The sequence below is a fragment of the Sodalis sp. (in: enterobacteria) genome (genome assembly GCF_036327475.1).
Taxonomy (GTDB): domain Bacteria; phylum Pseudomonadota; class Gammaproteobacteria; order Enterobacterales; family Enterobacteriaceae.
Map to the genome: position 1 here is coordinate 1,192,907 of NZ_CP132913.1, position 20,280 is coordinate 1,213,186.

Genomic DNA, 20,280 nt, shown 5'->3' on the forward strand with positions numbered 1-20,280 from the left:
TATCCTACATATCATGCAAAAAGATCGAACCGTAAACAGAATAGCGCAATTTCATCGAAGAAGAAGCCGCGAGGGAGTAGATAACGCTGCACTTTGATTCTGGTTTTCGGCAGCGTCTCTGCCCGAACTTTTCACCGCTACCCACCGATGCGGCGAAGGCCGCATTGATGTCGTCCCTGTTGATTCCTTGTTGCAGCAGTTCCATACGAATGCGCTGTTCGCCATAGCCTTGTTGCTGCGGCGACTAACATAGCGCTGGGCGAAGCGCCCACCGTCAAGCCAGTTGTGCTCATGATAATGAGCAATCGCCTGGTCGATCTCGACCTAGCTTACCGCGATTGCGGGTTGCGCATCGGCGCGCTCACGAAAGCGACGGAGCGCTACCGGTGATACCACCAGCTTACGACACAGTTAAGCTTCACTGTGATCGCGGCGGGATAGTAGCCCAAAAGCCCGGTAGAGTAAGGAGGCCACCGCGTTAGCGACCCGCGCCGCAGCCGGTGGCATCGCCTTCACCGCCCGTTGGTTAAAACTCCTCATTACGTTCGTTGGCGCTTTCATCCTCGCTTTCCACGTCGCTGACTAGGCTGTTGCCATCGGCGTTATGCAGCAATATACTGCGCAGCTTTTTATCCAGTTCCGTCGCTAGTTCGGGATGGTCCTTCAGAAAGGTGCAGACATTAGCCTTACCCTGACCGATCTTCTCGCCATTATAGCTATACCAGGCGCCCGCTTTCTCTATCAGCTTGTGCTTGACGCCAAGATCGACCAGCTCACCGCGAATGTTGATACCTTCGCCGTACATGATTTGGAATTCGGCCTGTTTAAACGGCGCGGCGACTTTGTTCTTCACGACTTTGACACGGGTTTCGCTGCCCACCACCATATCGCCTTCTTTCACCGAGCCGATACGACGGATATCTAGACGAACCGATGCGTAAAACTTAAGCGCATTACCGCCGGTTGTGGTCTCCGGGTTACCAAACATAACGCCGATCTTCATGCGGATCTGGTTAATGAAAATCAGCAGCGTATTGGCATTTTTCAAATTACCTGCTAGTTTGCGCATCGCCTGGCTCATCATACGGGCAGCCAGCCCCATATGGGAATCGCCAATCTCACCCTCGATTTCCGCTTTCGGCGTCAGCGCCGCTACGGAGTCGACGATGATGACGTCTACGGCACCGGAGCGAGTCAGAGCATCACAGATTTCCAGGGCCTGTTCGCCGGTGTCCGGCTGGGAGCACAACAGATTATCGATATCGACGCCAAGCTTTTTGGCGTAAATAGGGTCTAGGGCATGCTCGGCATCAATAAAAGCGCAGGTTTTGCCTCCGCGCTGTGCCGCAGCAATAACTTGCAGGGTCAGAGTAGTTTTACCCGATGATTCCGGGCCGTAGATTTCAACGATACGGCCCATGGGTAGCCCACCGGCGCCCAACGCAATATCCAGAGACAGAGAACCTGTGGAGATCGTTTCAACATCCATAGAGCGATCTTCACCCAGGCGCATGATCGAGCCCTTGCCGAATTGCTTTTCAATTTGACTCAGTGCTGCCATTAACGCCTTTTGTTTATTCTCATCAATAGCCATTTCAACTCCTATCGAGCGGGGAGCAACATCGCCACCCTCTTTCGCCAAAGACATGTAATTATACTGTATGACTGTACAGTATCAAGCGTATTTTAGAGCAATGTCGCGAGCAATGTGATGAGCGCAAAATGCACCGCCTGACGGCGCACTGTGTCCCTGTCGCCCTCGAAATGCATCAGTTTGGAAAAAGGATCGCCCTGCGCGGTAGCGCAACCGAACCAGACCGTACCCACTGGTTTTTCAATCGTGCCGCCGTCTGGGCCGGCGATACCGCTTATTGCCACTGCGTAGTCGGCGGACGCAGCACGCAGCGCACCGCAGGCCATCTCCTGCACCACGGGATCACTCACCGCGCCGTGCTGTTCGAGAGTCCTGGGGCGCACACCAAGCAAATCAGTTTTCGCTTGATTGCCATAGGTGACAAAACCGCGCTCAAACCAGCTTGCGCTGCCGGAAATGTCAGTAATGGTTTTGGCCACCCAGCCACCAGTGCAGGACTCGGCGCAAGTAATAAACTTATTGTCCCGCTTGAGCACCGCGCCCAGCCGCGCGCTAAGCGCATAGAGTTCGCTATCGTTTATCATATTCTTATCCTGAACCGATGCGGCTTACTGCAATCGTGCAGACTGGGCGGCCTGGTTGTAAATAGGTGTTGTTTATAAGCATCGCATTCCAATTTTTACTTTCAAGACCGCTGCTAGCACCATTGTCGCGCTAGGCGCGATGCATCACAAACGTACGTGGATTGTATAACCAAACGCAATGACTCACGATATAAAATGCTTTAAACCTGAAAGTAAATAGTTCAGCACTGCCAGCATCCAAATCGATATTCACCTCTTCGTAGGATCTTCTAAAGAATAATCCTAGAAAATGGCTTTGACGCTATTATTCAGTACTCTCGCATTTACCGCAGCGCAAGTTCAGGCCGCAGATGATTTTTCGGTCATTAAGTCCGCCGGCATAATAGCCTTCAGCAGGTGCTGGATCTGTGGTGCACCGTAGCCGAGAAGTTTGGCGTAATCAAAGCCAAGTTTATCGAAGGTTGCTGGGATGGTCTAATCGTTGGTCTCAAGGGTAAACGTTACAATACAGTTATTGATCAAGTGGACATCACGCCGAAACGCCAGGCGAAATATGATTTTTCAAAACCTTATACCGATTCAAAAGTGGTGTGATTACCCGCGACAATACCACTATCACAAACTTCAGCGACCTGAAAGGCCAAAAATCCGCCCAAAGCTTGGCCAGCAATTATTTGCATCCAAAATACGGCGCTGATATCGTGCCGACTAACGGTTTTACGAAATCTGTGGATCGGGTTATCACAGGGCGCACTGCCGTCATACTTAATGACAATTTGGACTCCATCAAAAAACCCTAGATGAGATTAAAGCTGACGACACCTATAAAACCATTTCGCAGCGCCATTTCGGCCAGGAAACGGGAGTCATACCGATGCCGCTATAGCTGCAATGAATGCACGACTCTTTTGGCGTTTGTTTACAACCTGGCTGATGTTTACCCTGACACTGGAGCTGCTGTCGTTTGTCGGCTGCTTGGTGGTGGGGTTTCTGGTGTCACTGATACGTTTGTATGGCCCAAAAGGAATAGCTGATTTGTGTCTAGATTATATGGGGAAAACTACTGCTGGCGCAGCTGTTTTGGATTTTATATGAGTTGCCAGTGCCAGCGGCTTTGATTGGTTTCAACCCTAAGCGTCGGCTCTTACAGTTCGAAGACAATCCGTGACGCCATCGTCTCGGTACTCAAGGCGCAGTGGAGGGCGGCACATGCCATCGACACGCATTCGACCCAGGCGATGTATAGGGTCATTTTGCCGCAGTCGGTGTTTGTCTCCATATCCTCGCTGGCCAATTCATTTATCTCATTTACCAAAGACACATTGCTAGTGGCGGCCATTATTCGTACCGGAAATATTTCTGGCTGCGCAGCAGCATTGTGTCGTTGACCTATGAGCCGTTAATTCTCTATATCGAAGCAGCGGCGATTTATTTGTTGTTCAGCACGGCCTTGGCAAAGTGCAAAACCGCCTGGAGCGCTATTCCGTCGCCACACAAATAATCGTCGTTGCCACTCATTATTTGGCCAACCTCGACGGACACTGTTGACCAACGCCCGTTTACCCCTAAGCATTAGCTAAGCAGCCTCGCTCGCTTCATCGCCTCGCCCAGTTTCCATACCGCCATGGCGTAATGGATATTGTTGTTGTAGCAGGTGATAACATAGAAGTTCGTCAGCCCGTATCTTTGGTAACCGGTACCGATATCCAGACACAGCAGGCTGACCTGTTGTTCAGTCCCGAGTGCGCAAGCGGCGACAGTTCCGCGTCGGACAGCGTCACCATGGCATAACGCGTGGTATAACGCGTGTCATAGCTATTTTGAACCAGGGCGCCTGACCGCTGGCGGGCACCGCCACCAAGCCGTGGACATGGAAATAATTGGCAACACTGCTGAGGCATCCTACTGGATCCAACAGATTGATATGGCCATCGCCTCCGAAATACACGGCGTACTCTTTGAGAGAGGAAGGCATAAATTTAGTACCGGCATAGTAGCCGCGCAGCGCGAGTGGATCATCTCCATCATTGCACGCCGTTAGTAAAAAACGTTTCCAGCCAGAATAGTCTCCGCGGCGCGGATAATCGAACGCCAGCGTCTCCAGCGCATCGATGATACGCGTTTTGCCATCACCCTCCCTAGCGGGTATCGACGCCTATAATACTAACAATAATTTCCGGCGGTACGCCAGTCGGTGCGCAGCGCGCTGCAAAGCGTCTTCGTTCTGGTTCCAGAACACGACGCCGTTTTGCACATTGTCCGGTGTGATGATTTTTTACGATAGCGCAGCCGGACGCCGTTCGACTAGGCAGGCGATTCCTGCGAGGGCATACAGGAGGAGGATTACTACTGCACGTGGCAAGCAAAGCTATTGAAGGAACAAGGGCTACCAGATACGTATTGAGGATCCATGTACCAAAGCTGATAAAGCAACGCTATGGTAATCCATTGTCATCTAAGAATAAATAGGAAACCGCGTCCAGCGCAACGGAAAGTTATATTGTTCTTCGTTCCGATTTCATCTTCATGGCGCCGAATTCATCGATCTTACAGTCTATATTGTTGTCTCTTTCCACCAATCGAATATTTTTCATTTTGGTGGCAATTTTGGTGACAATTTTGAGGCGATGCCTTTGACTTTCAGATCTTTAATGACCGTCACTGCATCTCCGTCCGCCAACAGATTGCCGTTGGTATCACCACCACAAGCCCGTCTTCCTGCTCTACACTTGCCTTTTCCTGCGACCATTCGTGGCCGCTTTCGGGCAATTGATCTGCTTATCCTGTTGTCAGATATAAGCAGAGTTGCATTTTGACAATACGGTAATTGTGAAATTATCTCTTTAAAAGTAAGGTATCTGTAAAATTTAGAAATAAAATCATAGATAAACGTTACGCCGGTTGGCAATTTTAACCGATCCTCTCTTCCTTGACGACCTCTTCTCCAGCTGCCTGCTTCCTCCATTCCCTCTTCATTCTCTCTTCCCCCTCTTTTCTTTTTCGCCGTCTTTTCCTTACTCATATCATCTCTTTACTTATCCTCTCCTCCTCACTTTCTGTATTCATCATTTCCTCTACCGTAAATAATCGCCACCCTGCTTATTACCCAAATTATACCCTCTTCTCATTCCGGCCAAGCTGGCTCTTATCTCCCTTTCCTTTTCCTTATCTTTGATGCCGTTTGCAAAACTAGCCTGTTTGTGGTATATGTACGACAATAACAATGTTATTTCCACTCCGATCAGGACGCCTGAGAAAGAATGAGAAAATAAAACAATGAAGAAAGGAAAATTATTGTTGTCCCTGATGTAATTTTGTTTATCTGTTTGCGGTGTTATTCGTGTATTTTCTATTCCAAAACAATAACGCAATCGCAGCAATTATTCAGGTTGCCTGGGTTGGCCAAAGCCGATGAACCGACGCGCGCGCCCTGCAAAACTTTTACTATCGTCGGGTTATCATCCATCAGGTCTATTTGGCGAACGGAGCGTTAATGCTAAACGCAAATACGACATCGCTACAACACCAGAGATGTTTACTTCATCCACAAAATGGCAACATTCAACAAGCTGTACTACCTATACAGAGTAAGAGCGTGAAGTCAATGATGTACGCGTTTATTGCGTTAGCGCCAGATGGGCACGGTAAAAAACTTGCTGATTTATTAGAAAATGAACCTCTACTATTGGGGTGCATGGGTAGAAGATCCATGCGTGGCTAAACAAGTAACCGAAAGATGTTCAAGCGCAGCCCGCACTGAGAATCGTGCAAAATGGCGCCGACGCCATCGACGGTATTTGCGGAGCAACAATGGCCTCAGTAAACATGGAGAAAAGCATTAATTTCTGGATGGGTGAACGCGACGACGGCCCTTTTGCAGCGCTTCACCAAAAAATAAACTCGTAATCTCGTAGTAAGTGTTCACGCTGACAGAAATAGAGGGGGTCGCCATAAAACGTGGTTGCCTTGCCGTAGGCATATACACCCGATAAACACACGCTTTAATTACACCACGTTCTTAAAAAGAAGAGATTATTCGGCGATATTAGAAATTTAAACATTCTGTCACTGTTTGTCATTTTTATGATCCTGGTCATGCACAAATAACAAAAAGCTTCGTGATTATCATCATTTGCGTTTTAATGGTACGCATTGTGCTTATTGCCCGATCCTTTCTGCTGGACGTGTTTAGCATACTTTACAGCGCATGCATCTGAGCAAAATCCACTATGCGTCCTTTATTAAAGATATCGCAGCGCCTTGATAAAACGACGGAGCTCTATCAGTAACACCAAAACACCACATGGGAGCCGGCGGACCGCGAGGCCGATGGCCGCGGAACTCCAGCGCACCAATTCGCTATCCCGAAACGCTGACGGCGGCGCCCGCTGTGGAAATTCGAGCTGAATATCGCCCGCCATCAGCTCGCCATGCAGTTCGGTGCTCACGATTTAACCGGCTTGGCATTGAGCGGACGCAGCTGGCCCTGCGTGCCGCCGGCTGCCTGCTGCAATACGCCAAGGATGCAGCGCACATCGTTGCCGCACATCCGCGCCGCCACCTTAGAGCACTTGAGTTGACGCAAAACCTCAGCGCCGCTGCCGAAAATATGCTGGCGGACGTGCTCGATCGTACGGTCACGCCCATGGGCAGCCGGATGCTGAAACGTTGGCTGCACATGCCACCCGCGAGATCACTCCCTTCCCGCTAGGAAACTATTTGCGAATTACAAAATCAGGTGGCAAATCTACAGCCGCTGCTGCGTTAGGTCGGGGTTGGAGCGGCGCTGGCGCGCAGGCGCCATGCCTTTGCATAGCTGCCAGTCATGCAAACGCCGCTCGAGGGCAATCACATACCTACTTGCCGCAGCTGCTAGATCGTGTTGGAGAATTTGAGACGCTGCACGATTTGCTGGCGCGGGGCTATCATCGAGTCGCCGCCAGTACTGGTGCGCGACGGCGACGTCATCGCCCCGGGATACCAGGCCGAACTGGACGAATGGCGCGGTCTAGCAGCGGGCGCGACCGATTAATCTCGACCGTCTTGAGCTGCGAAAGCGGAAAAGCTTGGCCGGAGCGCTGAAAGTGGGCTTAACGATGTGTGCGGTTATTTTATTCAGCTCAGCCACGGTCAAAGCCATCTGGAACCCATCCGTTATGTGCGGCACCAAACGCTGAAAGCGCCGAACGCTACATCATTCCCTGAAGGAATAAGAAGATACGGTCCTAACCTCGAAAAACAAGGCAGTGGCGTTGGAAACGCGCCGTATATAATGAGATCTTCGATCTTCTATTTTGGCGGCGCCGGCGAGGTGCCGCGGAATGTTATCAAGCGCGGCAGAAGCTCAGGGAATTGGAAATGTTATCCAGTAGCACGACGACAGGCATCGTGGATGACTCGCAGCTTCGCCACTGCAACCGGAATGACCACCTGTTTCGCCGGCGGTCGAGGCGCCGGGAAATTGGATCTCGATGCGCTTTCGCCGCGCCAGGCGCTGCAATGGCTGTATCGGTTGAAAAAGAGATCGGCTAGCGGAGCCGCGCAACCAGAACTATTCCTTTCGACTACAGCACCTCGCAATGCGCGACGAAGAGGCACCGCCACGATTATACGGAACGACGCTGCTACTATTCGCGGAATGGCGCTTCGATATTCAAACCCTGACCCTGCAGGATCTCCCGCAGATGACGAAACCTCTTCACCTGAATCCGACGTACACATTCGCGGGTCAGAGCGATTTCATAACCTACATCTTCAGCTGGTGCGGCTTTATAACCCAGCAGGGCAAAACGCCTGACCAGCACTTCATGCTGCTTAGCATTCAGCTCGAACAGCCACTTAACGATGTTCTACTTCATGTCATTGTCCTGCGCAGTCCCCTTCCGGGCCTCTGTCTTTCAGACAGAATTCCAGAACACCCTCTCAGAGCCGCTCCCAGCAGGTATCCACCGAGGCGTAGTATACGGCTAATGTCTTCCACGGGCTATACAGCTGCCCGGCGTTTCTTCTGCGCTACACGCAAAGCCAATCTCTTCATCAGCGTAAGAACGGGGCTATCCAATCTTTCTCAGATAGAACTACACGGCGCTCAGGAGACGTTGACTTGCCCCCCAAGACAGCTGCTCTTCTTCAGCTAATCTTATCAGCAGGCTCATCGACTAGCGCCTTCTCGTCAAATGTTTCCGTTCCATTCTCATCGAATTCGACCTCTTTATGTAACTCGTTATCGTATTTAGCTCACAGTGGCCCTTACCCGTGTTTCCAGCACAGAGCGTCGAGATATTCTAGCAATTTATCGCTGCGGAAGATAACGCAGCGGGTTTATTGATTTCCCTTTGTAACGAATTTCAAAATGCAATCTGGTTGTGCTGGTTCCAGTGCTACCCATGGTAGCAATTTTTTGCCCCGCCCTGACTTCTTGTTGTTCTCGGACCAGCATCGTATCGTTGTGGGCATAGGCGCTCAAGTAATCGTCATTGTGTTTGATAATGATGAGATTACCGTATCCCCGCAAGGCGTTGCCGGCATAAACCACTCTGCCGTTGGCGGTCGCCAAAATTGGCTGTCCTCGGAAACCGGAGATATCAACCCCTTTGTTACCGCCTTCTGCGGCGGAAAAGTTATCAATGATCTTCCCATCCGTCGGCCAACGCCAACCGGTGATTGCCGTGCTACCAGACGCCGTAGCGGCTGGTTCTGTACTGGGTGCTGCAACCGGCGCGGTTGTGATAACAACGGAACCATTATTTTTATTAGAATCAACGCTTGATTCTGTCAATGGTGTATTCGCGGTAGGGGCGGGTGCTGCCACAACACCGAGATTGGTCTGATTGACGTTGGACGCTAGGATGGCTCCCTCCGGCGCATTGTCGGTAATCGGCGTGGTTCCGTTACCCACCTGCAAAGTCTGACCTACGTTGAGACTGTAGGGTTCATGGATGTTGTTTCTTTGCGCCAAATCCCTGTAGTCGTTTCCAGTAATCCAGGCGATATAGAACAGCGTATCGCCACGTTTTACCTGATACGTCACGCCAGAATAGGAACCTTTCTGGATGGTGTCATAGCTCCTATTATAAACAATATTTCCTTGTGGGGAGAGATTTACATGGCCTTGCGTACCCCTGTTGACCGGGGCCGCAGCACGCAGCTGGCCCAGCTTCGGCGTACTCTCAGCGGTGGCGGCATTGCTACTGTAGCCGCCGCTCACGCTGCTTATCGGTGCACTGGTTTCATTGCTGACGCATCCCGCCAGCCACATACTCGACATGGCACAGACCGCAACGCGGCGCCACGCGCATTTCGGGCTTCCCATGATCAATTCTCCCCTATGGTAGCAACGCCAGTCACCACTCCAAATGAGACAGACATTATGTGTTTACATCTTTTAGTGCTCATTGTTCCAGCAACAGGAGTATTTTCATCTCTGAGATAATAATTATATTGCTGTTAATGCAAGCAGCAACCGGTTGCGCACGCCATTAAACACTCGCATGGAAATTTAAGCATCGGCGTCAGGCCAGTTCACCTTTCACCAGCGGCACGAATCGGACTGCTTCCACGGTATCGACCACGAATTCCCCACTCTTGCGCTGCACCCGCGTCAAGTGCTGCTGCTCTTCGCCGACTGGCAGCACCATCACGCCGCCCTCATCAAGTTGTGCCATCAGCGCCTGGGGAATTTCCGGCGGCGCCGCCGTCACGATGATGGCGTCAAACGGCCCGCGCGACGGCCAGCCCTGCCAACCGTCACCGTGACGGGTAGAGATATTATGTAAATCAAGCATTTTCAGCCGGCGCTTAGCCTGCCACTGCAATTTTTTAATCCGCTCCACCGAACAGAGGTGCCTCACTAAATGGGCCAGAATAGCAGTCTGATAACCGGAGCCGGTACCGATTTCCAGCACCCGCGATTCCGGCCGCAGCGCCAGCAGCTCGGTCATACGCGCTACGATATAAGGTTGGGAAATGGTTTGCCCGAGCCCGATTGGCAGGGCGGTGTTATCGTAGGCTTTATGCTCGAAAGCCTCGTCGATAAAGCATTCGCGCGGCACCGCCTCCATCGCCTGTAGCAGGCGTTCATCACGGATGCCTTGCTGACGCAGCTGTGCCAACAGCGTCTGCGTGCGTCCGTCTACCATGGAGCAAGCCTCTCGGTATCGCCGAGCCAATCGCTCAGCACGAGCAGCGCGGCGTTAGCGGTGAGATCCAGCTGTGTCGGCATCAGTGAAACATGATCCTGACTAACGGCCTCAAAATCGGTGTGCGGCCATTCATCAAGCGGGTCGACCAGAGGACCGATCCACAACATCACGCGACTGTGCGGATCCGTCTGGCGGACGACTTCGCTGGCGGGATGACGGCTGCCGCTGCGGTCACGGTCCAGCGACACAATCTGCACGGTGGCAAGCTGGCGCAACGCGACCGCCAGATGCTGAATGCCCGTCGCATGAATGCCATCATCATTGCTTAAAAGTATGCGCATAGTGTTTTGACTTTATAAGAAAATCACCCACACCACGCCGCCCTGCGGTGAAAGGCAAAAAACTGACCTGGCCCGCTGCCGGTCAGCAGCACCGGCGAAAAATCAAAATGGGAACATGAAATAATAATGGCATGAAACGTCACCGTGGTGAAGCCAGTAATTCAGTGGTTGCAGCAAATTTAGCCGTTGCGCGTTGCGTTCCTCGTGCCGGCAAAGTCGCGCGCTGACCGCGTCGGGAATGCTCCAGCTGAAAGCTTTTGTGCTAGTGTCAGCGTATCTTGCCAGCGCCAGCTTAACCCCTCTAGCTGAAGCAGCGGCGCCGCCGCACAAGCGTTAGCCGTTCACGCGCCAGCAACACAATCAGTGCCAGCTGCGTCGCGAGACAGGCCTTCAAACACCTCGGCTTCGTCAAGGATGCCCAGTGCACCCTTTCCCGGCATCGGCGACGTTAGGGAAAACTCCCGCGCGGTCAACACCGGTATCTCCGCCGCGCTTGCCATAAACCCATTACCCCGACCGCTCAATTGTAGGATCTTTCCGTTCAATAGGCGTGCTAGCCCCAACTCCGCCAAGCGTTGGTTGACCACCCTATTGGACAACGCGCTGCAGTCGGCAGAAAGCGTAAAGCTACAGATGCTCAATGCGTTATTCGCCAAACGCAGCGCCAGCGTCAGATTATTGCCCTGATGACAAAGCGCTGATGATCGAAATAATTTGGTCCCCATTCATCGCAAATACGTTTCAGCCGCACCTCATGCCCTCACTCTATCGCTTATCTCACGAAGCGTCAGGGTCAAGGCGTTGCCCTTAAGAGAGCTGATACGCAGTTGCGTCGGTGGTTGGCAGCAATGAGGATAGCGTAGCCGGAAATGCCGCAAAGTCGGGATCGCTTTTGCCGGGTAGATGTAAGCAAAACCACTGTTCGGTGACGGTGTATCTTTGAGACCGGCTTAGCTGACCATGCGGGCGGGGATGTCGGGCGTGTTGTAGCTGGCTTTACACAGGCGCACCTGTAGGTGCTCCCCTTCGCCATCTGGCGTAAAACCAAGCTGCTCGCGCACCTGAAATCAGCTACCTCGACCTTCATACGACTGATCGTGACGGCATTGCCGAGCAGCTAATGCAGCCGGTGATAGTCCAGGTCGTTGGTCATGTCGTTCGCGCCAGTAGTGCTACCGCCTCGCAGGCGATGCCTTCGCCGCGGCCGGTAAAGCCCAGCCATTCAGTGGTGGTCGCCTTGACGTTGATATTATCCATATGGCAGCTGAGATCTTCGGCGATATGCACGCGCATTTGCGGGATGTGCGGCGCCATATTTGGCGCCTGGATGATAAGGGTTATGTCCAAATTGCCAAGACAATACCCTTTTGTCACAATCCTCAGCCAGGCTTCGCGCAATAGCGCTCGGCTGTCGGCCCCTGCATAGACCGGATGGGTATCGGGAAATAATTTGCCGATATCGCCGAAGGCGGCGGCGCCCAGCAGGGCATCGGTCGCAGCGTGCAGTACGACATCGCCATCGGAATGCGCCAGCAGGCCTTGCGGATAAGGGATACGCACACCGCCGATAATGAGCGGACCTTCGCCGCCGAACTGGTGTACGTCGAAACCGTGTCCGATACGCATTTACGCTCTCTCCGTATTAGCTAATTGAGAAAAAAAGAAGCGGGCCAACGCCAAATCTTCCGGGCGGGTCACTTTGATGTTGTCCGCGCGCCCCGGTACCAGCAATGGCGTATAGCCACAATACTCCAGCGCCGAGGCTTCATCGGTTACCGTCGCGCTTTCCGCCAGCGCATGTTCTAAGCAATTTTTCAGCAGATCGCACGCGAACAGCTGCGGCGTTAGCGCATGCCATAAGTCCTCGCGCTCGACGGTGCTCGCAATAATATCGGTACCGACGCGTGCGCGTTTCATGGTGTCGCGCACCGGCGACGCCAGTAGCCCGCCCACCTCGGTATGTGCGGTGATCGCCAGCAGGCGGCGCAAATCGTCTTGATGCAGGCAGGGACGTGCGGCGTCATGCACCAGCACCCAGGACGCCGTGCGCACATGGCGCAGCGCGGCCATCACCGAATCGGCGCGCACTTCGCCGCCAGTGACCACGCGTACCCGCGGGTCGGCAGCCACCGGAAGTTGATGATACCAGCGATCCGCGGGGCTTATTGCCACGATCGCCTCGCGGATACAGGGTTGGCGTAGCAACGCATCGATCGCGTGCTCAAGCAGGGTTTTGTCGCCGATGGTGAGATATTGTTTTGGGATGGTGATCTGCATACGGCTTCCGATTCCGGCCGCTGGCAGTATAGCGATAACGTCAGGGATAGACCCCTCTGATGAGATCATTATTGATTGTCTTGCGTTGCTGGCGCCGCCGGCCGCCGCTGCTCCGGTACCAAACGATAGAAGACCTCGCCCGCCTTAATCATGCCAAGCTCGTTGCGTGAACGCTCCTCGATAGCTTCCTGGCCACCGTTGAGATCGTTAATTTCGGCGAACAACTGATCGTTTCGCGCTTTGAGTTGCGCGTTATTTCTTTGTTGTACCGCGACGTCGCTCTCAACACGCACCAAATCGTACACGCCGTTTTTGCCCAGCCACAGTGAATACTGCAACCAGCCAAGCAATACTAATAATAGTAACGTAAGCTTTCCCATCCCGCCCCCTGAATGACGGCATAATCATCCCATAACTTTCGGCCAGACTCCACACCAGCCGGCAAATACCGCGGCAAAACCCTCAAAAAGCCGGCGGTTGTGGGACTGTTGTAGATTTTTACGCTTTGTTATCGGACTTGGCGCTGAGAGAATGCTAGCCATGACAGGCAGAACACTGGCAGGCTGGTGAGCAGCGCCGTTAGCCATAATTTGCCGCCGAGCAGCATGCTAAAGACCACTCCTATCAACACGCACAGCGGCCGCAGCGCCAGAAAAAGGCCAGATGTGCCAGATGTAGAGCAGGGAAATAGGGCCTTGGCACCAAATTGCAGGATAGGCACGGAAAGTCAGCCAGCAAAAGATAAACCAGGCAATGCTGCTCCATAGGACGTATAACGACAGGACGTATAGCGACCTATCCCGGCGAAGCGTACGGTCAGGCGCTAGGCTGAATTTGAAATGGAGAGCGCGTTTTATCTCGGTAACGTTCGCATCAAGACCTGTCTCTAGCTGGTAAGCGCTGGCGAAGGCCCCCTTTTCCGCTGCAGCGCTTCGTAAACCGCATCGATACCGATGAAATTACGCAGCTCGCCGGCGCGGGCTTTTTGTATAACCCTTTTGGTTCGGTTCGCACGCCTCGCAAACGGCCAGCTGCGTATCGACAAATACTTTGATAAAGCGGCCGGCAGGCAGAATATCGCGCACCAGTTGCCGCTCGGCACGGTGGGGAGATGAAATCCGTCAGTACAATAAAACCGGCATCCACCATCGGCCACGCCACCTCATCAACTCGGCGGATATTCTCGCGTCGATCATCATCGCCAAAGCCCAGATCGCAGCATAGACCGATATCGTTTAGCGGCAGACTGTCCGCCACGCGCTTGGATCGGCCAGCCGCTGATGGTGGACCAAAGTTTCGATATCAGAATTGCTGGAAAGAAAACCCGCACACGGGTAGGCAACATCCAGTATTAGGTTGATATCAATACGCGATCATCCACACTACATTCACCTTGGCGTTTTACACCGCCGGCAGCGTCTCGCTGGCATCCACCAGCAGATCGCCGCAGCTGATGTCCAGCTCATCCGCCAGGACCGGCGTAATCGCTTCGCTGGCCAAGACCTCCGGCAAATCGCCTCAAAGGTTACGATACGGATGATGGTGGACGTTACGCCGGACGGCAGCACTTGCGGCGCCTGCCGACTGCCGCTCGTTTAGGTTGACCCCTAACACCGCTTCAGCACGTCCAATAGCATTGGGTTGGCATACCAAAGTGTGTGGATGGCTAGTGCGGCGACGTTATCGCCCAATCACAGATAGCGGCACAAAAGTGATCTTCAAATCCACTGATAACTGTTCAGCGAAGAGCAGATAATCCTTTGACGATACGCTCGAATATCTGCTGGTCGAACGCCACCAGATCCATTTTGCTCACTGACAACACCAAATAGCGGATCCTAATAGGGTGCTGATGAAGCTGTGGCGCCAAGTCTGGTCCAGTACGTCTTTCGCGCATCGAGTAAGAAGGATGGTCAGGTCACGAGTCGAAGCGCCAGTGGTCATATTGGAATGTATTGTTCATGGTCCGGCGTGTTGGCAATGATAAATTTGCGTTTTTCAGTCGAAAAACAACGATAGGCGACATCAATAGTGATGTCCTACTCGCGCTCGACCTGCAGACCATCCATCAGCAGCGCCAGATCTAGCTTGTTGCCCTGCGTGCCGAGGTGCTTGCTGTTGGTGTGCAGCCTTGATAGCTGATCTTCCTAAATTTGTCTGGTATTTGTGCAACTAGCGACCTACCATGGTACCCTGCTCTGCTCGGCGATTTATTGGGCTATAACATTGTTTATGTCGATGGCTCCTTAAAAATAACCCTGACACTTTTTCATTTCTATCGACCCGGACTGATCACGATCGATAACCCGCCCCTGGCGCTCGCTGGTGGTTAAGACTAGCATCTCTTCAATAATGTCAGACAAGGCCCTGCGCGCTCGACGCCGCCGTGCTGGTCAGCGGACAGCAGCCGAGCGTGCGAAAGCGCACCATGCGCTGTTCAATCACTTCGCCCAGCGCAGGTCAATACGATTTTGTCCATCATCAGCATGCCGCTGCGCTCCAGCACGAGTCGTTTTTGGCTAGATACAGCGGGACGATTTCGACGTTTTCCAGAAAAATTCATCGCCAGATGTCTAGCGGTCCAGCTGGAGAGCGGGAACGCGCGAATACCCTCTCCCTTTTCGATCTGACCGTTATAGTTGTGCCACAGCTCCGGACGCTAGTTTTCAGATCCCAGCGATGAAAGCGATTGCGGAACGAGTAAATACGTTCCCTGGTGCAGGGTTGCTCCTCATCTCACCGGGTGCCGCCAAAGGCGGCTCGAAGCCGTATTGATTTAGTGCCCGCTTCAAGCCTTCAGTCTTCATAATATCGGTATGCTTGGCACTGCTGTGAACAAAGAGATTGATGCCCATTGCCACTCCTTCTTAGGTTTTATGCACCAGCAGCTCGAAACCGCAGGCTTTTGCAGTGTGATCGCGAAATGCATACATTTCGCGGAATTTCCAGCCGGTATCCACATGCAGTAGCGGAAACGGCAGTTTGCCAGGATGAAAGGCCTTGCGCACTGGATGCAGCTCACGGACGAGTCTTTGCCGATGAAGTACATCATCACCGGATTGCTGAATTCGGCAGCTGCCACATCACGGATAGATACTCTCAGCCTCCAGCTTGCCACAGATAGGTAAAATGGCCAGATTAACCACCGACGCGCGCATTTGTGCCGTCAGGTTTTGCTGACCAAATCAACTGATCTTATGATGAAGACCAGCAGTGCGGGGGTCGGCGCCTCCTGCGCCAGTTGATCAAGCGCCGCCAGGATCCCTGTTTGCACGTACTGGTCGCTGCGGGTCACGCGACTTATCACTGTCGCCGAGGTTTGCGCCGACCAGCCGTGGCGAATGAGCTAGTTGCTGATTTCCGCCACACTAAACACCCCAGTGTATATTACACCCGCGCGCCAGCGCCTGCCAATCCAGGGCATCGGTACTGTCGCGTACATGCTAGGAAAAGTAATGCTCTAGGCATGCTCACGATGGGTTGGCGGGATGCTGGTATAGGCGCTGGCGCCCGCTGCGGCGGTGATACCGGGCACTACTTAAATGGTATACCCGCCGCCGCGGCTTGCAGCTCTTCGCCACAGTGACTGAATATAAAAGGATCGCCCCTTGAACGCACCATTTGTCCTGCTGCAGCATCGACTGCTCACCGGCGCGCTTGCTTACGCAGATCCGATCTGCATTGCGGCGCACAAGCTCAAGGATCTCTTGGCTTACCGGGTAGTCATACAGCACTACATCCACCTGCTGAACCAGTAGCCCGCTGTCGTCTTGACCGGCGCCGACCAACGCTACCCTCTCCTCCGTGTTCCGAGTCGGTAGAGAGAGTCTGCTCTAGTACTTGCTCGACCTGTTCCAACCATTCCTGCGCCATAAGACACTGGAGAGAAGCGGCTATTGAGCGCTTTCTCCCAAACCGGCGGCGGCCGGTCAGCTGCGGTCCGCTGTTTTACCCGACCGCGCCAGGCGCTTGTCATGGCCGTCATAGAGACGAGAAAAGTCGGTAGCATTGATTCAAGTTTCTCGCGCAGGATGTGCGCGAGCTCCGGCGTCGTACCGCTGGGGTACCACGATAGGCGCGCGGCTGTTGCACAATCTTGCCGGCGCCGTGCAGACCGAATGCTCCAGTGCCCAGGCGACACACGGTTCCGCCGTTTGGCTTTCAAACTGTTGATTGATTGCCGCCAGCGCCGCCGTTTGCTGCGCTTTGTCCAGCGCGATTATTCGTCAAAGTCGCGTGCCAAATCCACTAATTAGTGCACAAGCCGGCCCGCACCACATAATCGCCGTAGGACTCACGCCGCTGGTTCCGGCCTGTAACCAGAGATGATGTCCGCCTTATCTGACAAACTGCGGTAGGAAACCCTCCGCTTCAACCATCTATAGTGGACGGGCGGGAAACGCCACGTAGGCCATGGATGCCTTACACGGCGCGGTGACAACAGCGTTAATCAGCTCATGGCACGGTGTCAGCGCTTTGATAGCCGCTTTATCTTTCTTTATCGAAGTCGGCGATAATCAAGTTTTGGTTGGCGGTCAGACAGAAATCCCCTTTATGCGGCTGTTTTCGATAAACAGCATCAGATGCGATTGGTTATCGATCCCATTGAGCGAAGCGATCTCCGCGTTCGGTGAAAACATGAAGAGCGGATAGGGGCGAATTGAACGCCTGCGCGGATTTACATTTCATCGCGGAACGCTCCGACGCCTTCACGCTTCAAGTATATTGCTCTTGTGGTTCTTGGATTGGCGCGGTTGCCTCATCCACGCTGCGTGGTCACCGCCGCTTCGGCGATATTCAGCGCATTCTCCAATGGCGATAAAGCCGAACTCGCTGTCCCTGCGCGTATAGGTGCTCTTATCGTTGTGGGTCATCGCCAGGCCGCCGCCCACTAGCACGTCAAACCAAACCAATTCACTGATGGCGACAAGGTTCGGATCGTTGGTGTGCAAATCCACATCGTTCAGGCGGCACCACCACCGTGGTTTTAAATTTACGCGGCAGATAGGTCGGCTACAGGATCGGCTCCTGGTCGGTAATTTCGATCTTTTCGCCGTCAAGCCAGATTTCCGCATAGCTGCGAGTTTTCGGCAGCAGATGTTCGGAGATCTTCTCGCCCCTTCCTACGCCTACCGATGCAGCACCGACTTGATGGGATTGGATGTGCGCGGTACGTTACAATTAACGTCCCGGCGGTCGCGATAGAGTGTTGATGTACGCCTTTCAGCTTTAGCTTAAGCAGGCCGTGAAACTGGAACGTTTGCCGAATAGTCCATGGCGGATGCTGCCGTAGCAAGTCTCTTCAGCAGCGAGCGTGCCGATGCTCAGCCACTGCTGCGGTGGATTACCCTGTCCAGCAGGCTGCTGCGTAGCATTATATTAATAAGCGTCTCCAGGCTTCGCCTAGGCGCGCTCGGTGCGCAAATCGCGATCGCCTTGCTGGTGCATGCCGTGAAAGCGGATCAACTGAAATTATATCCATCGTCGAAGAATTTGGCTTTCGGTTATTGTTCGCTCATCAATAGACATCCCGCTGATAACAGCGCTCAATGCGCAACTCACTTAAAATTCGTTCACTTGCTCAACATCCCATGCCGCCGTGTTTGGCCACTAGCGCCTGCTCAACATCACGGGCCATAATACGGTGCTGGATCCAGTGCTACACTTCGGCGTCATTTCTCGCACGCTCTATCCTGCACGTACTGCACGTAGATTTTTCGCCTGATCCTGCAACTAAGCAAGACTGATTTTGGTCAGCAGCCCTTCTTTGGCATAGCATTGCCATTCCAGCGGGTGAAGAAAGTCATCGATGAAATGGGGATTGCCGAAGAACAGCCAACTTTACCACGGCGCGCCCGTCGGCCTCGCGCTGCCGCAAACGCCCGGAACAGCGCATCTCGGCGCCTGGACCTATCATAATCACCGGCGTGTTAGGATCGCTCGGCAGATGGAAACTATTGTTGTGCGCGATAAATACTCACAGCTCATCGTCTTTCACCAGTCTGTCAGCCAAAAGCCGCTGGCGCGGCCGGCCACCGATTTTATAGCGCACCACGCCCATGGTAATATGTACTTCTTCGCCACCTCCGCCTGCAACGACGCGGTAGAATACAGACGCGGCTTCAGCGAGCGAAGCAACCCAAAAACTGGCTTGGCACTCATTCAATGGGCGCGCGGCGTACCATATCGACGATAAACGTCGCAAGCGAAAATTGTTGCAACAGCGCCTCCGCCACAACCGCCAACAGCGCCTCATCCCGTATCAAAACTGCATAGCTCTCTACAATGGCCTGCGTGTTTTGTGTTAGATCGTAATGTTTTTACAGCACCTCGCCAAGGGACAGCGTCTGCCCAACCACCTCGACCCGATTGTCGCCATTAAGTCACAGCAGCGCCAACAATTCGCCAACCAGCGCCGGACTTTCATACCTATCCCAAGCGCATCGTCGCGGTGCGTCTTTGGTGTGGGGCTGGAGTCTACTTCGTTGACATTGCCGCTGACCGCCAATTACTGCTGCGCCGGACCTGACGATCGCCATCCGCGCCTTCGGCCGTTCCACCATCGCGGCACGCCAGGCTTTGGCCTGCAACTGATAGGTCACAGCGTCCATCCGATCCCGTCGCCTTTTTAGAAAAAAGATATTTATACAGCGAGATCACTTCTTCAGGCGGATCCCCTTGCCTCGAGTGAAGGTCACTACTACACTACTAGCATTTTTCCTGCGCGATCTGTTTGAATTTATAGTCGGTCGCGTTAATTAGTACCACATCAGCTGCGCAGCGATCAAATGATCACTCAGTGTTCCGCCAGCCGCCGCGCGTTTAAATAGCCCCAGAATTTCCTGACATTTACGCGGGCGGTGGGGGTTACACCGTTAGCCGCGCGGGCAGCGCACCAAACCACCTTACCGTTGGGAAGATTTCCGGAGGCGCGATCCATGGAATCATAGTGCGCTAACCGTTATGTGATCAATGTGGTAGAAGAGAAGCGACAGTGATTACCACGTTACATAAAATTTTAGAATCTGCCGCGCCTACCCTATGTCGTCGCGGGACATAAGCGCGGGACCGCCTGAAGCATCCTACCAGCGAAATGTTGGCGCAGTGGTCTGGCAGCGGCTCAAACAGCTATTATCGCTGTTAAGGCGCCGTGACCACCAAAGAAACCTGTACTGCGGACTGCGTCTGCCGCGAAAGGACCCGCTCTGTCCGTCAAGACAAAGTCCCATTACACTCACTGGGTTTGAAAATCACAACTTTCCTCGACCAATTTATGTCAATTTTTAGGGGGAAAGCGCTCCCTTGCGTGTATCCGTCAGGAAAACCTAAAGTAACCGGCCTAC

16 protein-coding genes and 11 pseudogenes are annotated in these 20,280 nt (G+C 53.3%); 7 read left to right on the forward strand and 20 right to left on the reverse strand.

Features of this window, described 5'->3' with window-relative positions; translation table 11 throughout:
• Window positions 1–4: 4 nt before the first annotated feature.
• The 3 genes and pseudogenes from GPOALKHO_RS06460 to pncC all read right to left on the reverse strand — a co-directional run.
• A pseudogene (locus tag GPOALKHO_RS06460) lies at window positions 5–223 on the reverse strand (hypothetical protein); the annotation flags it as partial.
• Between the two features lie 303 nt (window positions 224–526).
• On the reverse strand, window positions 527–1,594 hold the full coding sequence (gene recA / locus GPOALKHO_RS06465) for a recombinase RecA (protein ID WP_406703421.1): 1,068 nt from the start codon (window positions 1,592–1,594) through the stop codon (window positions 527–529).
• 92 nt (window positions 1,595–1,686) lie between these two features.
• Complete coding sequence (pncC, locus tag GPOALKHO_RS06470; RefSeq protein WP_406703422.1) at window positions 1,687–2,175, reverse strand: nicotinamide-nucleotide amidase; 489 nt, start codon at window positions 2,173–2,175, stop codon at window positions 1,687–1,689.
• 292 nt (window positions 2,176–2,467) lie between these two features.
• Here pncC and GPOALKHO_RS06475 point away from each other — a divergent pair.
• The 4 genes and pseudogenes from GPOALKHO_RS06475 (at window position 2,468) to GPOALKHO_RS06490 (ending at window position 3,679) form a co-directional block, all read left to right on the forward strand.
• A pseudogene (locus GPOALKHO_RS06475) lies at window positions 2,468–3,064 on the forward strand (transporter substrate-binding domain-containing protein).
• A gap of 5 nt (window positions 3,065–3,069) precedes the next feature.
• On the forward strand, window positions 3,070–3,273 hold the full coding sequence (locus GPOALKHO_RS06480) for a hypothetical protein (RefSeq protein ID WP_406701774.1): 204 nt from the start codon (window positions 3,070–3,072) through the stop codon (window positions 3,271–3,273).
• A 23-nt stretch (window positions 3,274–3,296) separates the two neighbouring features.
• The gene (locus GPOALKHO_RS06485; RefSeq protein WP_406701776.1) at window positions 3,297–3,566 is read left to right on the forward strand and encodes an ABC transporter permease subunit; all 270 of its coding nucleotides are present in this window, start codon (window positions 3,297–3,299) and stop codon (window positions 3,564–3,566) included.
• Window positions 3,557–3,679 carry a hypothetical protein gene (locus GPOALKHO_RS06490; RefSeq protein ID WP_406701778.1) on the forward strand — a complete coding sequence of 41 codons (123 nt, stop codon included), beginning with the start codon at window positions 3,557–3,559 and terminating at the stop codon, window positions 3,677–3,679. The genes GPOALKHO_RS06485 and GPOALKHO_RS06490 overlap by 10 nt, the downstream gene beginning before the upstream one ends.
• A gap of 71 nt (window positions 3,680–3,750) precedes the next feature.
• On the opposite strand, the pseudogene GPOALKHO_RS06495 reads toward GPOALKHO_RS06490, so the two are convergent.
• Both GPOALKHO_RS06495 and GPOALKHO_RS06500 read right to left on the reverse strand, forming a co-directional pair.
• Window positions 3,751–4,479 (reverse strand): annotated as a pseudogene (locus GPOALKHO_RS06495) (lytic murein transglycosylase); the annotation flags it as partial.
• A gap of 194 nt (window positions 4,480–4,673) precedes the next feature.
• Window positions 4,674–4,944 (reverse strand): annotated as a pseudogene (locus GPOALKHO_RS06500) (zinc ribbon domain-containing protein YjdM); the annotation flags it as partial.
• 1,541 nt (window positions 4,945–6,485) lie between these two features.
• On the opposite strand from GPOALKHO_RS06500, the pseudogene GPOALKHO_RS06505 reads away from it, so the two are divergent.
• A pseudogene (locus GPOALKHO_RS06505) lies at window positions 6,486–7,470 on the forward strand (DNA mismatch repair protein MutS); the annotation flags it as partial.
• Between the two features lie 335 nt (window positions 7,471–7,805).
• Here the strand turns inward: GPOALKHO_RS06505 and GPOALKHO_RS06510 are convergent.
• From GPOALKHO_RS06510 to GPOALKHO_RS06580, 15 genes and pseudogenes are all read right to left on the reverse strand, one after another.
• Window positions 7,806–8,057 (reverse strand): annotated as a pseudogene (locus tag GPOALKHO_RS06510) (sigma factor-like helix-turn-helix DNA-binding protein); the annotation flags it as partial.
• 413 nt (window positions 8,058–8,470) lie between these two features.
• The gene (gene nlpD / locus GPOALKHO_RS06515) at window positions 8,471–9,490 is read right to left on the reverse strand and encodes a murein hydrolase activator NlpD (RefSeq protein ID WP_406701779.1); all 1,020 of its coding nucleotides are present in this window, start codon (window positions 9,488–9,490) and stop codon (window positions 8,471–8,473) included.
• A 199-nt stretch (window positions 9,491–9,689) separates the two neighbouring features.
• Window positions 9,690–10,316, reverse strand: a complete 627-nt coding sequence (locus tag GPOALKHO_RS06520) for a protein-L-isoaspartate(D-aspartate) O-methyltransferase (protein WP_406701781.1) — start codon at window positions 10,314–10,316, stop codon at window positions 9,690–9,692.
• Entirely contained in the window at window positions 10,310–10,660 is a 351-nt protein-coding gene (locus GPOALKHO_RS06525) for a 5'/3'-nucleotidase SurE (RefSeq protein WP_406701782.1), read from the reverse strand. The genes GPOALKHO_RS06520 and GPOALKHO_RS06525 overlap by 7 nt, the downstream gene beginning before the upstream one ends.
• 341 nt (window positions 10,661–11,001) lie before the next feature.
• A complete protein-coding gene (locus tag GPOALKHO_RS06530; protein WP_406701784.1) occupies window positions 11,002–11,385 on the reverse strand; it encodes a hypothetical protein in 384 nt (127 codons plus the stop codon).
• A gap of 424 nt (window positions 11,386–11,809) precedes the next feature.
• Window positions 11,810–12,286 (reverse strand): 2-C-methyl-D-erythritol 2,4-cyclodiphosphate synthase, encoded by a 477-nt coding sequence (gene ispF, locus GPOALKHO_RS06535; RefSeq protein ID WP_406701786.1) that lies wholly within the window; start codon window positions 12,284–12,286, stop codon window positions 11,810–11,812.
• Window positions 12,287–13,006, reverse strand: a complete 720-nt coding sequence (gene ispD, locus GPOALKHO_RS06540; RefSeq protein ID WP_406701788.1) for a 2-C-methyl-D-erythritol 4-phosphate cytidylyltransferase — start codon at window positions 13,004–13,006, stop codon at window positions 12,287–12,289. It lies immediately after the preceding gene.
• Window positions 13,006–13,317, reverse strand: coding sequence for a cell division protein FtsB (gene ftsB, locus GPOALKHO_RS06545; protein ID WP_406701789.1), 312 nt, complete (start codon window positions 13,315–13,317; stop codon window positions 13,006–13,008). Before ftsB ends, ispD begins: the two co-directional genes overlap by 1 nt.
• Before the next feature lie 128 nt (window positions 13,318–13,445).
• Window positions 13,446–13,658, reverse strand: coding sequence for a DUF3561 family protein (locus tag GPOALKHO_RS06550; protein WP_406701791.1), 213 nt, complete (start codon window positions 13,656–13,658; stop codon window positions 13,446–13,448).
• 238 nt (window positions 13,659–13,896) lie between these two features.
• Window positions 13,897–14,022: a hypothetical protein gene (locus GPOALKHO_RS06555; protein ID WP_406701792.1), complete on the reverse strand. Its 126-nt coding sequence runs from the start codon at window positions 14,020–14,022 to the stop codon at window positions 13,897–13,899.
• Window positions 13,979–14,194: pseudogene (locus GPOALKHO_RS06560) on the reverse strand (adenylyl-sulfate kinase); the annotation flags it as partial. The pseudogene GPOALKHO_RS06560 and the gene GPOALKHO_RS06555, both read right to left, overlap by 44 nt.
• Window positions 14,195–14,341: 147 nt before the next feature.
• Window positions 14,342–15,084 (reverse strand): annotated as a pseudogene (locus GPOALKHO_RS06565) (GTP-binding protein); the annotation flags it as partial.
• A 99-nt stretch (window positions 15,085–15,183) separates the two neighbouring features.
• Window positions 15,184–16,076 (reverse strand): annotated as a pseudogene (gene cysD, locus GPOALKHO_RS06570) (sulfate adenylyltransferase subunit CysD).
• Between the two features lie 66 nt (window positions 16,077–16,142).
• A pseudogene (locus GPOALKHO_RS06575) lies at window positions 16,143–16,731 on the reverse strand (uroporphyrinogen-III C-methyltransferase); the annotation flags it as partial.
• A gap of 588 nt (window positions 16,732–17,319) precedes the next feature.
• A pseudogene (locus GPOALKHO_RS06580) lies at window positions 17,320–18,409 on the reverse strand (sulfite reductase subunit beta); the annotation flags it as partial.
• Between the two features lie 337 nt (window positions 18,410–18,746).
• Between GPOALKHO_RS06580 and GPOALKHO_RS06585 the strand changes: the two are divergent.
• Both GPOALKHO_RS06585 and GPOALKHO_RS06590 read left to right on the forward strand, forming a co-directional pair.
• Window positions 18,747–19,133: a hypothetical protein gene (locus GPOALKHO_RS06585; protein WP_406701794.1), complete on the forward strand. Its 387-nt coding sequence runs from the start codon at window positions 18,747–18,749 to the stop codon at window positions 19,131–19,133.
• 118 nt (window positions 19,134–19,251) lie between these two features.
• On the forward strand, window positions 19,252–19,569 hold the full coding sequence (locus GPOALKHO_RS06590; RefSeq protein ID WP_406701796.1) for a hypothetical protein: 318 nt from the start codon (window positions 19,252–19,254) through the stop codon (window positions 19,567–19,569).
• Window positions 19,570–20,280: the final 711 nt, after the last annotated feature.

What these genes read in the sequence shown, in the direction of transcription:
- recA (WP_406703421.1), bottom strand. Translation starts at nt 1,594, where the DNA reads ATGGCTATTGATGAGAATAAACAAAAGGCGTTAATGGCAGCACTGAGT.
- GPOALKHO_RS06480 (WP_406701774.1), top strand. Translation starts at nt 3,070, where the DNA reads ATGAATGCACGACTCTTTTGGCGTTTGTTTACAACCTGGCTGATGTTT.
- nlpD (WP_406701779.1), bottom strand. Translation starts at nt 9,490, where the DNA reads ATGGGAAGCCCGAAATGCGCGTGGCGCCGCGTTGCGGTCTGTGCCATG.
- GPOALKHO_RS06520 (WP_406701781.1), bottom strand. Translation starts at nt 10,316, where the DNA reads ATGGTAGACGGACGCACGCAGACGCTGTTGGCACAGCTGCGTCAGCAA.
- GPOALKHO_RS06525 (WP_406701782.1), bottom strand. Translation starts at nt 10,660, where the DNA reads ATGCGCATACTTTTAAGCAATGATGATGGCATTCATGCGACGGGCATT.
- GPOALKHO_RS06530 (WP_406701784.1), bottom strand. Translation starts at nt 11,385, where the DNA reads ATGGGGACCAAATTATTTCGATCATCAGCGCTTTGTCATCAGGGCAAT.
- ispF (WP_406701786.1), bottom strand. Translation starts at nt 12,286, where the DNA reads ATGCGTATCGGACACGGTTTCGACGTACACCAGTTCGGCGGCGAAGGT.
- ispD (WP_406701788.1), bottom strand. Translation starts at nt 13,006, where the DNA reads ATGATCTCATCAGAGGGGTCTATCCCTGACGTTATCGCTATACTGCCA.
- ftsB (WP_406701789.1), bottom strand. Translation starts at nt 13,317, where the DNA reads ATGGGAAAGCTTACGTTACTATTATTAGTATTGCTTGGCTGGTTGCAG.
- GPOALKHO_RS06585 (WP_406701794.1), top strand. Translation starts at nt 18,747, where the DNA reads ATGAAATGGGGATTGCCGAAGAACAGCCAACTTTACCACGGCGCGCCC.
- GPOALKHO_RS06590 (WP_406701796.1), top strand. Translation starts at nt 19,252, where the DNA reads ATGTTTTTACAGCACCTCGCCAAGGGACAGCGTCTGCCCAACCACCTC.